Source organism: Streptomyces sp. NPDC048254 (genome assembly GCF_043201895.1).
Lineage (GTDB): Bacteria > Actinomycetota > Actinomycetes > Streptomycetales > Streptomycetaceae > Streptomyces.
Genome location: NZ_JBICZJ010000002.1, coordinates 721,432 through 735,538 on the forward strand (window position 1 = coordinate 721,432; position 14,107 = coordinate 735,538).

At 72.1% G+C, this 14,107-nt stretch carries 16 protein-coding genes; 9 read left to right on the forward strand and 7 right to left on the reverse strand.

Annotated features, from left to right (window positions below; translation table 11 throughout):
- Positions 1–16: 16 nt before the first annotated feature.
- Together ACGFZQ_RS08610 and ACGFZQ_RS08615 are read right to left on the reverse strand one after the other, a co-directional pair.
- On the reverse strand, positions 17–904 hold the full coding sequence (locus ACGFZQ_RS08610) for a transglutaminase-like domain-containing protein (RefSeq protein ID WP_393839708.1): 888 nt from the start codon (positions 902–904) through the stop codon (positions 17–19).
- Positions 905–949: 45 nt separating this feature from the next.
- On the reverse strand, positions 950–1,954 hold the full coding sequence (locus ACGFZQ_RS08615) for a GNAT family N-acetyltransferase (protein ID WP_393839709.1): 1,005 nt from the start codon (positions 1,952–1,954) through the stop codon (positions 950–952).
- Positions 1,955–2,094: 140 nt separating this feature from the next.
- On the opposite strand from ACGFZQ_RS08615, the gene fdxA reads away from it, so the two are divergent.
- Together fdxA and ACGFZQ_RS08625 are read left to right on the forward strand one after the other, a co-directional pair.
- Positions 2,095–2,415 carry a ferredoxin gene (fdxA, locus tag ACGFZQ_RS08620; RefSeq protein ID WP_007495984.1) on the forward strand — a complete coding sequence of 107 codons (321 nt, stop codon included), beginning with the start codon at positions 2,095–2,097 and terminating at the stop codon, positions 2,413–2,415.
- A gap of 128 nt (positions 2,416–2,543) precedes the next feature.
- A complete protein-coding gene (locus tag ACGFZQ_RS08625; RefSeq protein ID WP_393839879.1) occupies positions 2,544–3,638 on the forward strand; it encodes a bifunctional succinyldiaminopimelate transaminase/glutamate-prephenate aminotransferase in 1,095 nt (364 codons plus the stop codon).
- 136 nt (positions 3,639–3,774) lie between these two features.
- On the opposite strand, the gene ACGFZQ_RS08630 is transcribed toward ACGFZQ_RS08625, so the two are convergent.
- Together ACGFZQ_RS08630 and ACGFZQ_RS08635 are read right to left on the reverse strand one after the other, a co-directional pair.
- Positions 3,775–4,209 carry an ATP-binding protein gene (locus ACGFZQ_RS08630; RefSeq protein WP_351745616.1) on the reverse strand — a complete coding sequence of 145 codons (435 nt, stop codon included), beginning with the start codon at positions 4,207–4,209 and terminating at the stop codon, positions 3,775–3,777.
- 281 nt (positions 4,210–4,490) lie between these two features.
- A complete protein-coding gene (locus ACGFZQ_RS08635; protein WP_393839710.1) occupies positions 4,491–5,453 on the reverse strand; it encodes a heavy metal transporter in 963 nt (320 codons plus the stop codon).
- 147 nt (positions 5,454–5,600) lie between these two features.
- Here ACGFZQ_RS08635 and dapE point away from each other — a divergent pair, with 147 nt between their 5' ends.
- Complete coding sequence (dapE, locus tag ACGFZQ_RS08640; protein WP_393839711.1) at positions 5,601–6,680, forward strand: succinyl-diaminopimelate desuccinylase; 1,080 nt, start codon at positions 5,601–5,603, stop codon at positions 6,678–6,680.
- A gap of 104 nt (positions 6,681–6,784) precedes the next feature.
- Positions 6,785–7,543 (forward strand): TIGR00730 family Rossman fold protein, encoded by a 759-nt coding sequence (locus ACGFZQ_RS08645; RefSeq protein WP_393839712.1) that lies wholly within the window; start codon positions 6,785–6,787, stop codon positions 7,541–7,543.
- Between the two features lie 338 nt (positions 7,544–7,881).
- Here ACGFZQ_RS08645 and folP read toward each other — a convergent pair whose 3' ends face one another.
- On the reverse strand, positions 7,882–8,742 hold the full coding sequence (folP, locus tag ACGFZQ_RS08650) for a dihydropteroate synthase (protein WP_382527831.1): 861 nt from the start codon (positions 8,740–8,742) through the stop codon (positions 7,882–7,884).
- Positions 8,743–8,907: 165 nt separating this feature from the next.
- Between folP and ACGFZQ_RS08655 the strand changes: the two genes are divergently transcribed.
- Together ACGFZQ_RS08655 and ACGFZQ_RS08660 are read left to right on the forward strand one after the other, a co-directional pair.
- On the forward strand, positions 8,908–9,258 hold the full coding sequence (locus ACGFZQ_RS08655; protein WP_351745692.1) for a DivIVA domain-containing protein: 351 nt from the start codon (positions 8,908–8,910) through the stop codon (positions 9,256–9,258).
- Between the two features lie 14 nt (positions 9,259–9,272).
- On the forward strand, positions 9,273–9,860 hold the full coding sequence (locus ACGFZQ_RS08660; RefSeq protein WP_393839880.1) for a DNA-3-methyladenine glycosylase I: 588 nt from the start codon (positions 9,273–9,275) through the stop codon (positions 9,858–9,860).
- A gap of 69 nt (positions 9,861–9,929) precedes the next feature.
- Here ACGFZQ_RS08660 and ACGFZQ_RS08665 read toward each other — a convergent pair whose 3' ends face one another.
- A complete protein-coding gene (locus ACGFZQ_RS08665; protein ID WP_393839713.1) occupies positions 9,930–10,733 on the reverse strand; it encodes an enoyl-CoA hydratase/isomerase family protein in 804 nt (267 codons plus the stop codon).
- Positions 10,734–11,113: 380 nt separating this feature from the next.
- On the opposite strand from ACGFZQ_RS08665, the gene ACGFZQ_RS08670 reads away from it, so the two are divergent.
- A complete protein-coding gene (locus ACGFZQ_RS08670) occupies positions 11,114–11,281 on the forward strand; it encodes a DUF3117 domain-containing protein (protein WP_004950282.1) in 168 nt (55 codons plus the stop codon).
- Between the two features lie 121 nt (positions 11,282–11,402).
- Here ACGFZQ_RS08670 and ACGFZQ_RS08675 read toward each other — a convergent pair whose 3' ends face one another.
- On the reverse strand, positions 11,403–12,101 hold the full coding sequence (locus tag ACGFZQ_RS08675; RefSeq protein WP_351745689.1) for an O-methyltransferase: 699 nt from the start codon (positions 12,099–12,101) through the stop codon (positions 11,403–11,405).
- Positions 12,102–12,336: 235 nt separating this feature from the next.
- On the opposite strand from ACGFZQ_RS08675, the gene sigE reads away from it, so the two are divergent.
- Positions 12,337–13,053, forward strand: coding sequence for an RNA polymerase sigma factor SigE (gene sigE / locus ACGFZQ_RS08680; RefSeq protein ID WP_351745596.1), 717 nt, complete (start codon positions 12,337–12,339; stop codon positions 13,051–13,053).
- Entirely contained in the window at positions 13,050–14,021 is a 972-nt protein-coding gene (locus tag ACGFZQ_RS08685) for an anti-sigma factor family protein (RefSeq protein ID WP_393839714.1), read from the forward strand. The genes sigE and ACGFZQ_RS08685 overlap by 4 nt, the downstream gene beginning before the upstream one ends.
- The last annotated feature ends 86 nt before the right edge of the window (positions 14,022–14,107 follow it).

Genomic DNA, 14,107 nt, shown 5'->3' on the forward strand with positions numbered 1-14,107 from the left:
GCGGCAGGTGCCCCCCTCAGTTCAGCCGGGCCCGCGCCGCCCGGGCCTCGCCCCGCACCTTCTCCGCCGCTCCCTCGTCCACCACGTCGATCAACTCCGCGTACTCCTCCAACTCCTCGGCGCCGTCGACGAAGTCACCCCGCTCCACCAGCAGCCGCGCCCGGTCGTACCGCAGCCTGGCCGGGTGCGCGGGCATCTGCAGCGACAGGTCCACGGCCCACAGGCCCACGTCCGACCGCTCCGGCCGGGCCGCCGCCCATGCCCGTACGTTGTTGAGGATCCGCCGTACGACGTCCAGCGGCTCCGCCGGCTCCAGCATCGACGGCTCCAGCGGCACCCCCGCCGCCCCCACCACCAGCGTCTGCGCGTCCGCCCCGCTCAGCACCCGCCCCCCGTCGAACGGATCGGCCAGCACCTGCTCCTCCGCCGGCCCGAACCCCACCACGAAGTGCCCCGGCAGCGCGACCCCGTACACCGGCGCCCCCGCCCGCCGCGTCACCTCCAGCCACACCACGGACAGCAGGATCGGCAGCCCGCGCCGCCGCCGCAGTACCTCGTGCAGCAGGGAGGACCCCAGCCGGCGGTAGTCCGCGGCGGCGCCGTGGAAGCCGAACCGTTCGCCCAGCACCCGGTGCGCCGCCGTGGCCCAGGCGAGCGGCCCGCCCGGCCGGTACGGCAGCTGCCCGGCCAGCCGGTCCAGCTCCATCTGCGCCGCGTCGATCCCGGCCTCGTCCAGCGAGCCGTCGGCCGCCGCGCCCAGCAGCAGGCACAGCGTCGCCAGATCGGGCCGCTCGGACCGTGCCTCCGCGGCGAACCGCTCCCTCACCTCGGCGGCCCGCTCCGGCGACGGCGGACGCAGCTGCTGACGTGGATCCGGATCGGGATCTGGAAACGGGGGATGCATAGCTGTTTGGTGCCCTTCCGGAACGATCCGTACCGCGGCGCGGCCTCAGCGGCCGTCCGCCTCCGGCGCCCTGTAGTGGTGGTACGCGTGGTGCGCCCCGAACCCCAGCCCGGTGTACATCGCCCGCGCCCCCGTGTTCTCCGCCTCCACCTGGAGCCAGGCAGCCGACGCGCCCTCCTCCAGCGCCCGCCGGGCGAGCGCGGCCATGACCTCGGTGGCCAGCCCCCGGCGCCGGAACGCCGGATCCACCTCGACGGCGGCGAACCCGGCCCACCGGCCGTCCACCACCAACCGCCCGATGGCCGCCGGGGCGCCCTCGCCGGGCACGGTCGCGAACCACACGGACGGCCCTCCGCCCAGCACCCGCAGTGCCACCTCGCTGACCCCCTTGCGCTGGTAGCGCGCCAGCCAGGCCTCGTCAGCCGACCGGGAGAGCACCACACCGGCCCCCTCCGCCAGGTCCGCCACCGGCGCCAGTGCCCCGATCCACAGCTCGGCGCTCACCTCACGCACCCAGCCCCGCAGCTCCAGCTCCGCGCAGAGCAGCTCCTGCGTGCCCTCCGCGCCGGTCGCGGTCTGCACGTACGCGGGCAGCCCGCGCTCGCCGTACCACCGTCGGACGGCATCCAGGGCCCCGTCGAGCGGCAGCCCAGGATCGCCGAGCGGCAGCACGCTGTTCGCCCGCCTGGTGAACCCACCTGAGGCCCGCAGCTCCCATTCGCCCAGCCGCTCGCTCTCCACCGGCCGCCAGCCGCGCGAGGCGACACGCGCGAGTTCCCGATATGTCGCCGCCGGTCCCCGGCGGCGCGCCGGAGCCGCCGGCACGATCTTGGCCGCCACCAGTGTGGACTCCGGTATCCGGACGATCTCCCCGTCCCGCCGTGTGATCGTCAACATGCCGCCGTCGTCCCATGATGTGAGAACACCCACCGTGTCGGTGAACTTCGCCTCGGTGACGTCATTTCCGGTCAAACGGCGCACGGAGACCCGTTTACCCACGTCAGCAGCGGTGATACGGACCTCGAAGCGCCCTGCGGCCGAGATTTCCACTGGTCAGTTCACCCCTCCTGTTCGGATCATGCCCGAGAACGGAGATACTAGAGGCGGGCATCGACGACGCCGCGCTCCCGCGCGCCAGGCGGCGGAGCCTACGGAGGCCCGCCAGCGCCCAATCGAGGAGGAACGACAGCGTGACCTACGTCATCGCGCAGCCTTGTGTCGACGTGAAGGACAAGGCGTGCATCGAGGAGTGCCCGGTCGACTGCATCTACGAGGGCCAGCGGTCCTTGTACATCCACCCGGACGAATGCGTTGACTGTGGTGCCTGTGAGCCGGTCTGCCCGGTCGAGGCGATCTTCTACGAGGACGACACTCCGGAGGAGTGGAAGGACTACTACAAGGCCAACGTCGAGTTCTTTGACGAGCTCGGCTCTCCCGGCGGCGCCAGCAAGCTGGGCCTGATCGAGCGCGACCACCCCTTCGTCGCCGCGCTGCCTCCGCAAGCCGAGTAACCCGTACCGGCGGCCCGCCGCACCACCGTGCCGCCTCGGTCCCGCACGGCCTGATCGCACCCGATCGGCGCCTGCGGGACCGAGGCGTTTGCCGTACCGGTCGTACCGAAGAAAGTGAGCCAGTGACCGTGTCCGCAGTCTCCGACCGTCTGCCCACCTTCCCCTGGGACAAGCTGGAGCCGTACAAAAAGACGGCAGCGGCGCACCCGGACGGCATCGTCGACCTCTCGGTCGGCACCCCGGTGGACCCGGTCCCCGACCTGATCCAGAAGGCCCTGATCGACGCGGCCGACTCGCCCGGCTACCCCACGGTCTGGGGCACCCCGGCGCTGCGCGACGCGATCACCGGCTGGGTCGAGCGCCGCCTGGGCGCCCGTGACGTCACCCACCGCCACGTCCTGCCGATCGTCGGCTCCAAGGAACTCGTCGCCTGGCTCCCCACCCAGCTGGGCCTCGGCCCCGGTGACAAGGTCGCCTACCCGCGCCTCGCCTACCCCACCTACGAGGTCGGCGCCCGGCTGGCCCGCGCGGAGTACGAGGTCTACGACGACCCGCGCGACCTGGACCCGGCGAACCTGAAGCTCCTCTGGCTGAACTCCCCGTCCAACCCGACCGGCAAGGTCCTCTCCCGGCGGGAGCTGACGGAGATCCTCGCCTGGGCCCGCGCCCACGGCGTCCTGGTCTTCTCCGACGAGTGCTACCTCGAACTGGGCTGGGAGGCCGACCCGGTCTCGGTCCTGCACCCGGACGTGAACGGCGGCTCGTACGACGGCATCGTGGCCGTGCACTCCCTCTCCAAGCGGTCCAACCTGGCGGGCTACCGCGCGGCCTTCCTGGCCGGCGACCCGGCGGTGCTCGGCCCCCTCCTGGAGATCCGCAAGCACGGCGGCATGATGACCTCGGCACCGACGCAGGCGGCGGTCGTGGCGGCCCTCTCGGACGACACCCACGTCCAGGAACAGCGCGAGCGCTACGCGTCCCGCCGCAGCCTCCTCCGCGCAGCGCTGGTGGCCCACGGCTTCCGCATCGAACACAGCGAGGCGAGCCTCTACCTGTGGGCGACGCGGGACGAGTCCTGCTGGCAGACGGTGTCCCACCTGGCCGAGCTCGGCATCCTGGTGGCACCGGGCGACTTCTACGGCGAGGCGGGCGAGAACTTCGTACGCGTGGCCCTGACAGCGACGGACGAGCGCGTACGGGCGGCCGTGGCGCGGCTCGCCTAGAACGAACAACCCCCACGGCTCGCAGCCGACGCACAACGGAAAGGGACCCGGGGAGAACCCCCGGGTCCCTTCTGAAATCACCGGCCCGAAATCACCGGCCCGAAATCACCGGCCCGAAATGACCGGCGTAACGGCGTCAGCCCCCGATGGGGAGCCCCTTCACCGGCAGCCCGCCCTTGGCGAGCCCGTCCGTCGGCAGGCCACCCTTCGTCGCCGTGGCCGCCGTCTCACCCAGCAGCCCACCGGCGGAGCCGGCCGCGTCGCCCGCGGCGTGCTGCACCACCGGCGCCGCCACCTTGACGGCCTTGCCGCCGGTCTTGCCCGCGGCCGGCAGCGCCGACTCGACGGCCTTGCCACCGGTGTGGCCGACGGCCCCGGTGACGTTCTGCGCCGCGGCGTCGGCGGTGTTGCCGACGCTCGCGCCGTCCAGGGCGGTCATACCGCCCAGGTTCGGGGTGGCCGGCAGACTCGGGGCCGCGCTGGCGGAGCCGGCCGCACCGACCCCGGCAGCCGCTCCCGCTGCGACGAGCAGCGCGGCACGGGCGATCCGGCGGGTCAGGGGGAGGGACATGATGCTCCATTCGACGGGAGGGAACGTGATCGCCGTGACTACCGCTCGAAGCCCGCGAAGGTTGCGGAGGGCAAAGGTAAAGAGTTGATAACGCATCGCATTATCGGGTGTGGATAAAAATGGGCAAAGAGTGCCTGCGTCGAGACCTCACCGAGACCTGCAGAATCCTTACGGCCTCGTGTTCCCAAGGGATTTCGCGTATGCGTGAGTGACCGTGCGAAAACCTGCGCACACCATGCCCGCGATCCGCCCGGGCCGACCCGCAGGAGTGAAAGGCCGAACTACTGCCCGGTCACGATCCGCACCGACCCCGCGGACTTCTCCGCCCCGCCCCTGCCCTGCGAACCGGCCGCCGCCTGCCACTGGCTGTCCGTGCTCCCGGCGGACCACTCCCGGCCGGCGTACGACACCCGCTGAATGTGCAGCGCCGAGGAGTTGGCGACCGCCCAGTGCGCCAGCTGCCAGCCGCGCTCGCGCTCGGTGCGCCCGGACTTGTCGGTCTTCCCGCCCTCCGGCACCGGAACGGTCACGGTCCGCCCGTGCGCCGTGGCGGTCACGCTCGGCGTCGGTGTCGGCGAGCTCGCGGACGAGCCGTTCACCTCCGCGCCGGCCTCCTCGACCGCGTCCCGCCCGAAGTCCCGTACCAGCGCCGTCCGTACCGCGTCCGGACCCGTCGCCGTCGCCGTCGCCGTCGCCGCCTCGGTCGTGGCCGCCGGGCGTCCGTCGCAGGTCAGCGTGGCCGCCGCCTGCCCGGTCAGGGCCGCCGCGAGCAGCGTGGCGTCCGTCTCGTGCTTGGCGTACGCCTCCGGGTAGCCGCTGCGCTGCACGCGCTGCGCGGCCACCGTCAGCGGCAGGGTCTCGTAGTCGCGCACCTTGGCCAGGTGGGCGTAGAACATGCCCGCCGCGTAGGCCGGGTCCAGGATCTGCTTCTCGGTGCCCCAGCCCTGCGAGGGCCGCTGCTGGAACAGGCCCAGCGAATCCCGGTCGCCGTGCTCGATGTTGAGCAGCCCCGACTCCTGGAGCGCGGTCGCCAGGGCGATGGCCACCGCCCGCTCGGGCATACCGCGCCCGGTGCCGACGGCGGCGATCGTCGCCGCGTTCACCGCCTGCTCGGGCGTGAACTCGTACGACTCGCTGTCGCTGCGGCCCGAGACGACCTTGCAGCCCTCGGCGCCACCGCCGCCGGTGACGTACTGGACGACCAGATAGGCCGCGACGGCGCACAGAATGAACAAACCCGACACGAAACGCAGGGCACGGCGGCGACGCGTGGGGCGGGTGGGGGACGGCTCTGGCACGCGTACAACATACTGGAGAGTACGAGGCGATCACCCCCGGGTCCGGAAGCCTGTGAAACCGCCCGCCGGGCGGCGCGCGTTAGGGTCGGAGCCATGGCCGACACCTCGCTTGACCTCACGCTGGACGCGGCCGCGCTGACCGCGCGACTCGTCGACTTCCCCTCGGAGAGCGGCACCGAGCAGCCGCTCGCGGACGCGATCGAGGCGGCGCTGCGCGCCCTGCCGCACCTGACGGTCGACCGCCACGGCAACAACGTGATCGCCCGCACGAACCTCGGCCGTCCCGAGCGCGTGATCCTGGCCGGCCACATCGACACCGTCCCGATCGCGGACAACGTGCCGTCCCGGCTGGACGAGGACGGCGTGCTGTGGGGCTGCGGCACCTGCGACATGAAGTCCGGCGTGGCGGTCCAGCTGCGCATCGCGGCCACCGTCCCCGCCCCGAACCGCGACCTGACCTTCGTCTTCTACGACAACGAGGAGGTCGCGGCCCATCTCAACGGCCTCCGGCACGTCGCCGAGGCGCACCCGGAGTGGCTGGCGGGCGACTTCGCGGTCCTCCTCGAACCGTCGGACGGCGAGGTCGAGGGCGGCTGCCAGGGCACCCTGCGCGTCCTCCTGAAGACCACGGGCGAGCGGGCCCACTCCGCGCGCTCCTGGATGGGCTCCAACGCGATCCACGCGACCGCCCCGATCCTCGCCCGGCTCGCCGCCTACGAGCCGCGCTACCCGGTCATCGACGGCCTGGAGTACCGCGAGGGCCTCAACGCGGTCGGCATCTCGGGCGGAGTGGCCGGCAACGTCATCCCCGACGAGTGCGTGGTCTCCGTCAACTTCCGGTACGCCCCCGACCGTTCCGAGGAGGAGGCGATCGCGCACGTCCGCGAGGTCTTCGCCGACTGCGGGGTCGAGGAGTTCGTGGTCGACGACCACAGCCCCGGTGCGCTGCCCGGCCTCTCCCACCCGGCCGCGGCCGCCTTCATCGAGGCGGTCGGCGGTACCCCGATGCCCAAGTACGGCTGGACCGACGTCTCCCGTTTCTCGGCGCTCGGCGTCCCGGCGGTCAACTACGGCCCCGGCAACCCCCACTTGGCGCACAAGCGGGACGAAAGGGTCGAAACCGGGAAGATCCTGGCGGGCGAGGAGCGACTGCGCGCCTGGCTGACCCGCTGAGCCACCCGGCGGCGCTTCGCACCGGACATGCCGACGTCCCGCGCCCGTAACCAGGGTGGATCTACGCTGGGGCGGATACACCTGCAAGCGGAGGGAGCGCACATATGCCTACCGGGAACCCCGAGGGGAAGAAGGTGCCGCCGGACGAGCAGCGCCTGGGACCGGTCCTCCGACGGCGCGGTCAGGTGACCGCGAGCACGACGGACCAGCGGCTGCTGGACGCGGGCGGCCCCTCCGACTGGGTCCACACGGACCCCTGGCGGGTCCTGCGCATCCAGTCGGAGTTCATCGAGGGCTTCGGCACGCTCGCCGAACTCCCGGCCGCGATCAGTGTGTTCGGCTCGGCGCGGACACCGGTGGACTCGCCGGAGTACGACGCGGGAGTGCAGCTGGGCCGGGGCCTGGTCGAGGCCGGCTGGGCGGTCATCACGGGTGGCGGACCGGGTGCGATGGAGGCGGCCAACAAGGGCGCCCTGGAGGCCGGCGGCGTCTCGGTCGGCCTCGGCATCGAGCTGCCCTTCGAGCAGGGCCTCAACCAGTACGTCGACATCGGCCTGAACTTCCGCTACTTCTTCGTGCGGAAGATGATGTTCGTCAAGTACGCGCAGGGCTTCGTGGTGCTGCCCGGCGGGCTCGGCACCCTCGACGAACTCTTCGAGGCGCTCACCCTCGTCCAGACGCAGAAGGTCACCCGCTTCCCGATCGTGCTCTTCGGCAGCGCGTACTGGGGCGGCCTGGTCGACTGGCTCAAGAACACCCTGATCGCCCAGGGCAAGGCGAGCGAGAAGGACCTGCTCCTGTTCCACGTCACGGACGACGTGGGGGAGGCGGTGGCCCTGGTGTCGAAGGAGGCGGGCCGCTAGGGCCTGTCTGACAATTCCCGTCGTCGCCCGGAGGGCGGCCTCGCGGCGTCAGGTGCGTGCTCTGGGGGTCCCCCCGGCCGGAGGCTGGGGGAGTGCCGGGCGTAGGCCCTCGTACTGGACGTACTTGGGTCTGCGCCCGGTGCGGCGAGTGGGGGCACCTCCCACGCCCTTAAGGCAGTGGGGGAGCGTGCATGGCGTCGTGAGGCAGACGGGAATTGTCAGACAGGCCCTAGGACCGGTCGTCTCCCGCCCGACCCGGTTCGCGCACCTCCCGGCTCACCGGGTCGGGTGGTGGGCGGGCGGGGGTTTCGGGGGTCCGGGGCGGAGCCCCCGGGAAGCTACGCCAGCCCGCGCCGGGCGACCGCCGGGGGCCGGTGGCCCGCGATCGACGCCACCATGTCGAGGACCTGCCGCGTCTCCGCCACCTCGTGGACGCGGTACACCTGGGCCCCCAGCCACGCCGACACCGCCGTCGTCGCCAGCGTGCCGATCACCCGTTCCCTCAGCGGCCGGTCCAGCGTCTCGCCCACGAAGTCCTTGTTGGACAGGGAGACCAGCACCGGCCACCCCGTCCCGACCATCTCGTCCAGCCGCCGCGTCGCCTCCAGGCTGTGCCGGGTGTTCTTCCCGAAGTCGTGCCCGGGATCGATCATCACCGACTCCCGGGGCACCCCCAGCGCCACGGCCCGCTCGGCCAGCCCGAGGGTCACCCGCAGAATGTCGGCCACCACGTCGTCGTACGTCACCCGGTGCGGCCGTGTCCGCGGCTCCGCCTCACCCGCGTGCGTGCACACCAGCCCCACCCGGTACCGCGCCGCGACCTCCGCCAGCCCCGGATCGACCCCGCCCCACGCGTCGTTCAGCAGATCCGCCCCGGCCTCGCAGACGGCCTCCGCGACCGAGGCCCGCCAGGTGTCCACACTGATCACGACCTCCGGGAACCGCCGGCGCACGTCCGCGACGAACCCCACGATCCGCCGGGCCTCCTCCTCGGCCGTGACCTCCTCGCCCGGCCCGGCCTTCACCCCGCCGATGTCGATGATCGCGGCCCCCTCGGCGATCGCCTGCTCCACGCGCGCGAGGGCGGGTTCGTCGTGGAAGGTCGCCCCCTGGTCGTAGAAGGAGTCCGGCGTCCGGTTCACGATGGCCATGATCACCGGTTCGTGCGGTGCGAATTCCCGCTTGCCCAGCCTGAGCATCGCCTGTGACCTCTCGTAGTAAGTCCCTCGGTACGACCGCCTGCGCCCCTGACTGTCAGACTCGCATGGCACGATCGGACACAGACACATTCGACAACGAGCACACTAAGCGCACTCAACACCATGAGCGCGCACCGAGCTTCATCGAGCCTGGGGGCCACCGCGATGGTTATGTTCCTGTTCCTGGTCGTCGCGCTCGCGGTCGTGGTCGCCGCGGTCACGCTCTCCGTGGTGAGCGGCGGCGAGAGCGGCCCACTGCCCGAGGTGGCGCCCGAGCGCTTCCAGGACCCGCTGCCCCCGGACCGCCCGGTGAACCGCGCGGACGTGGAGAGCCTCCGCTTCGCGCTCGCCCCGCGCGGCTACCGCATGGCGGACGTGGACGACGCGCTCAGCCGCCTCGGCGCCGAGCTCGCGGAGCGCGACGCCCGGATCGCCGACCTGGAGTCCCTGCTGGCCGGCGCCCAGGCCGCTCCCCACACCTCGCTCGCCAAGCCCGAGCCGGAGGACCGGCCGTGACCGACGGAGCGGCCGTGACCGACGGAGCGGCCGTGACCGGGCCGGACGGGGGACTGCGCTGCCCCTGGGCCCTGTCCACCGAGGACTATGTCGCGTACCACGACGAGGAGTGGGGCCGCCCGGTCCACGGCGACGACGCCCTCTACGAACGCCTCAGCCTGGAGGCCTTCCAGTCGGGCCTGTCCTGGATCACGATCCTCCGCCGCCGCCCCGGCTTCCGGGCCGCCTTCGCCGGATTCCGTATCGAGAAGGTCGCCATGTTCACGGACGAGGACCGGGAGCGGCTGCTGGCGGACCCGGGCATCATCCGCAACCGGTTGAAGATCGACGCGACGATGGCCAACGCGAGGGTCCTGGCGGAGTGGGAACCGGGCGAGCTGGACGAGCTGATCTGGTCGTTCGCCCCGGAGCCGGGCACTTGGCCGGTGCCGAAGACCATCGCCGACGTCCTGCCGGTGACCCCGGAGTCGACGGCCCTGTCGAAGGCTCTGAAGAAGCGCGGCCTGCGCTTCATCGGCCCGACGACGGCGTACGCGCTCATGCAGGCGTGCGGCCTGGTGAACGACCACTTGGAGACATGCGCAGCCCGAAACGCCGGTTAGGGGCGCGGGGAACTGCGCGACCAGCCCCCACACACCCGCAGTCCGCGACGGTGCTCTCCGCCCCCTCTCTTACCGCCCCAAATACTTCGGCTTCTCCTTGTTCACGAACGCCTGCACCGCGATCCCGTGGTCCTCCGAAGCGCCGGCCCGGGCCTGCAGCTCGTCTTCCTTGTCGAGCGTCTCGTCCAGGGAGTGCGTGAGCCCGTAGGCGACGGCCTCCTTCAGCGCCGCGTACGCCACGGTCGGGCCGTCGGCCAGCTTCCGCGCGACCTTCTCGGCCTCACCGCGCAGCTCGGCCGCGGGTACGACGCGATTCGCGATACCCCAGTCGTACGCGTCCTGCGCGCTGATGCTCCGCGGAAAGAGCAGCAGGTCGGCCGCCCTGCCCGGCCCCACGACCCGCGGCAGCGTCCACGACACCCCGGAGTCCGCGGTCAGCGCGACTCCCGCGAACGACGTGTTGAAGGCGGCCGTGTCGGCGACCACGCGATAGTCCGCGGCCAGCGCGAAGCCGAACCCGGCGCCGGCGGCGACCCCGTTCACCGCGGCCACCACCGGCTTCGGTGCCCCGGCCAGCGCCCGCACGATCGGGTTGTAGTGCTCCCGGACCGTCGTCATCGTGTGCCTCGCCCCCGTCTCCCGGTCGGACGCGAGCAGCGTGATGTGTTCCTTGAGGTCCTGGCCCACGCAGAACGCCCGGTCTCCGGCGGCGGTCAGCAGGATCGCCCGGACGGCCGTGTCGGCCGCCGCTTCCTGCGCGACCTCCCGAAGCGCGACCTTCGTCGCGATGTTCAGCGCGTTCATCGCCTCGGGGCGGTTCAGCGTGATCGTCGCGAGTCCGTCGCTCACCTCGTAGAGCACGGTGTCGGTCATGGTGCGTCCCCTCCGTCGTCTCCGTCTTCAACGGCTGACGTACCGCTCAGTACGTCGATGCCCGAAGGACAGCATGGCGGAGATCGCCGTGCGGGGACCGGACCCGTCGTGTGACCTGCGTCAAAGAAATCCGAAGCCGACTCGGTCGGCGTAAGGACGCGGGGCGGCGCAGTATCGCAGTCACATCGCCGAATTGAGTGGTTTTGCTCGCGCGCGTTGCCCAAGCGATGCCGACTGATGTTGGTCATCGGGTCCTGAGATGCGGGATAATGGCTTGGAAGCAATGTGTTCGATGCCGGTGCCGCGTGTCCCGCCAGGATCGCGCGTGCCCTCGTGGGCCGTCGGCAGACGATGAGCTGTTTTCAGGAAGGGGAACCAGCATGGCGGCCATGAAGCCGCGGACGGGTGATGGCCCGCTCGAGGTGACCAAGGAGGGGCGGGGCATCGTCATGCGCGTTCCGCTCGAAGGCGGCGGTCGGCTCGTCGTCGAGCTGACCCCTGACGAGGCCGCGGCGCTCGCCGACGCCCTCAAGAACGTCGTCGTCTGAGGCGTCAGCGACCACACCCTTTCGGCCGCCCCGGCATCGTATGCGGTGCCGGGGCGCTGCCGTACCCCCGGGTCCTTCGCCGCCGCGGTCCCGTCGGCGTCCCGCCGCGGTCTCGCCGGAGTCAGCGCTTGACGGCGCAGAGCAGTCCGTCGCCCACCGGCAGCAGCGACGGCACCAGTTCAGGGCTCTCCCGGACCGTGCGCAGCAGCTCGCGCAGCCGCAGCACCTCGGTCGGCTGCGGCCCGGAGTCGACCGTACGGCCGTTGGCGAAGACGCCCTCGAAAACCACCAGGCCTCCCGGGCGCAGCAGGCGCAACGATTCAGCGAGGTAGTCGGAGTACTCCTGCCGGTCACCGTCGCAGAAGACCAGGTCGTAGCCGGCGTCCGCGAGACGGGGGAGGACGTCGAGGGCGCGGCCGGGGATGAAGCGGGCCCGGTTGCTGGCGAAGCCGCAGGCACGGAAGGCCTGCCGGGCGAACTGCTGGTGCTCCGGCTCGGGGTCGACGGTCGTCAGGACACCGTCCGCGCGCATGCCGTGCAGCAGATGCATACCGGAGACCCCGCACCCGGTGCCGATCTCGGCGACCGCCTTGGCGTCCACGGAGGCGGCGAGCAGACGCAGCGCGGCACCCGTGCCGGGCGACACCGAGCGCAGCCCTGCGTCGCGGGCCCGGTCACGGGCCCACCGCAGCGCTTCGTCCTCGGCGACAAAGGCGTCGGCGAACGCCCAGCTCGTCTGCCGGTTGCCGGTAATGACCCTCTCCTGTCCCCGTGGTTGCCTGGGCGTGACTGTATCCGTTGGTGCCGGGAACCCGCAGATGGGACCAGGCGTTTAGAGGGGTGGAAGACGAGGCGGGGGGACACGAATGGATCACGATGACGAGACGGCGGTCGAGCAACCGCTGATGCGGCTGGACGAGCCGTATCAGCAGAGATCAAATTCTTGTAAAACCGCTTATCCGGTGCTAACGGGCGAGGTGGCTATGGTAGGGGCTCCACTGGACACCACCAGAGCCGACAGGGGAGGTGCGGCCGCACCCGGGGACCGGGGAGGAGTGCTACGGCGCTTCCTCGGATCGGCGGGCAGGCCGAAATCCGTGAACGACACCGCTGCTGACCCCAGCCACGCCGACGCGCTCGCCATGGGCGAGGACCGGACCGCGACCTTCTCCACCGACGCGGACGGGCAGGCATGGACTCCGCCCACGTGGGAGGAGATCGTCAGCACGCACAGCGGCCGCGTCTACCGCCTGGCCTACCGTCTCACCGGCAACCAGCACGACGCCGAGGACCTCACCCAGGAGGTCTTCGTCCGCGTCTTCCGCTCTCTGTCGACCTACTCGCCGGGCACGTTCGAGGGCTGGCTGCACCGCATCACGACCAACCTGTTCCTCGACATGGTCCGGCGCAAGCAGCGCATCCGCTTCGACGCCCTCGGCGACGACGCGGCCGAGCGCCTGCCCAGCCGCGAGCCCACCCCGTCCCAGGCCTTCAACGACGCGCACTTCGACGCCGACGTCCAGCAGGCCCTGGACACCCTGGCGCCCGAGTTCCGTGCCGCCGTCGTCCTGTGCGACATCGAGGGGCTGTCGTACGAGGAGATCGCCGCGACCCTCGGCGTCAAGCTCGGCACGGTCCGCTCCCGTATCCACCGCGGCCGTTCCCAGCTGCGCAAGGCCCTCGCGCACCGCTCCCCGGAAGCCCGCAAGTCGGAGCGCCGCTCCTTTGTGCCCCGTGTTCCCGCACTGGGGGGAGGGGGCGCGTCCGCGTGAGTGGTTCACGACCGAAACCGGCCGAGCGGCAGCTCGCCGAGCAGCATCTGGGAGACCGACTCTCCGCCCTGGTGGACGGAGAGCTCGGTCATGAGTCGCGTGAGCGCGTCCTGGCCCACCTGGCGACCTGCGCCAGGTGCAAGGCGGAGGCCGACGCCCAGCGCGCGCTGAAGAGCGTCTTCGCGGAGGCCGCCCCGCCCCCGCCCTCCGAGAGTTTCCTGGCCCGTCTCCAGGGGCTGCCCGGGGGCGGCGACACGGACGGCTCGCCGTTCGGCGGCGGAGGCCTCTCGGGACGCCGGTCCGACAGCGGGGTCTTCGGCGTGAGCCAGGAGGACCGCTTCGAGTTCGGCTACGTCCCGGCCCACCCGCACGACTCGGCCGTCGCCGCCGGCCGCGGCTTCCGTATCCACCCCGTCGGCCGTCCGGACGCCGACCGCTCCGCCTCACGCGGCATGCGGTTCGCGTTCGTCGCCGCCGGCGCGGTCTCGCTGGCCGCCGTCGCCCTCGGCGGGGTCACCGCGGGACTGCCCGGCTCCCCGGCCGCCGACGCCCGCAACGGCACCGGCGGCGGCAGCGTCGCCCCGGCCGGTACGACGGGCACGGGCACCGCGAACGCCGCCGACGCGCAGCGCCGCCGCTCGCTCTCTCCGCTGCTGTCCTCCGGCACCCTGCTCGGCAGCGCCGCGACCGCGGCTCCCACCTCGGTCTCCGCGCCGCTGCTGCCCGGGGTCCCCTCCCCGGCCGCCGGAGAGAAGGCGCTACGGGAACTGACCGCACCTGTACTGGCCGGCGCGGCCGCCGTCTCCCCGTTGATACGACCGCTGACCGCCAACCCGCCGTTCGCCCTCACCTCGTGGACCAGTGCACCCGAGGCGACCGGCGCCGCGCTGCTCGCCGCACCCGTCCCCGACACGACCTCCGCTCCCTCCCCTTCCTCCTCGCGTTCCTCCGCGCGCGCTCCCCGCTGACCACCTGCTGAACGGCTCCTGCGCGGTGACCCGCGAACCTGGTTGAATCCTGTGAGCAGACTATGCCCGCGGCTGCTGCCCCGGGC

Coding starts and splice junctions, on each gene's coding strand:
- ACGFZQ_RS08610 (WP_393839708.1), bottom strand. CDS start 904: ATGCATCCCCCGTTTCCAGATCCCGATCCGGATCCACGTCAGCAGCTG.
- ACGFZQ_RS08630 (WP_351745616.1), bottom strand. CDS start 4,209: ATGTCCCTCCCCCTGACCCGCCGGATCGCCCGTGCCGCGCTGCTCGTC.
- dapE (WP_393839711.1), top strand. CDS start 5,601: ATGGCCGACACCTCGCTTGACCTCACGCTGGACGCGGCCGCGCTGACC.
- ACGFZQ_RS08645 (WP_393839712.1), top strand. CDS start 6,785: ATGCCTACCGGGAACCCCGAGGGGAAGAAGGTGCCGCCGGACGAGCAG.
- folP (WP_382527831.1), bottom strand. CDS start 8,742: ATGCTCAGGCTGGGCAAGCGGGAATTCGCACCGCACGAACCGGTGATC.
- ACGFZQ_RS08655 (WP_351745692.1), top strand. CDS start 8,908: ATGGTTATGTTCCTGTTCCTGGTCGTCGCGCTCGCGGTCGTGGTCGCC.
- ACGFZQ_RS08665 (WP_393839713.1), bottom strand. CDS start 10,733: ATGACCGACACCGTGCTCTACGAGGTGAGCGACGGACTCGCGACGATC.
- ACGFZQ_RS08670 (WP_004950282.1), top strand. CDS start 11,114: ATGGCGGCCATGAAGCCGCGGACGGGTGATGGCCCGCTCGAGGTGACC.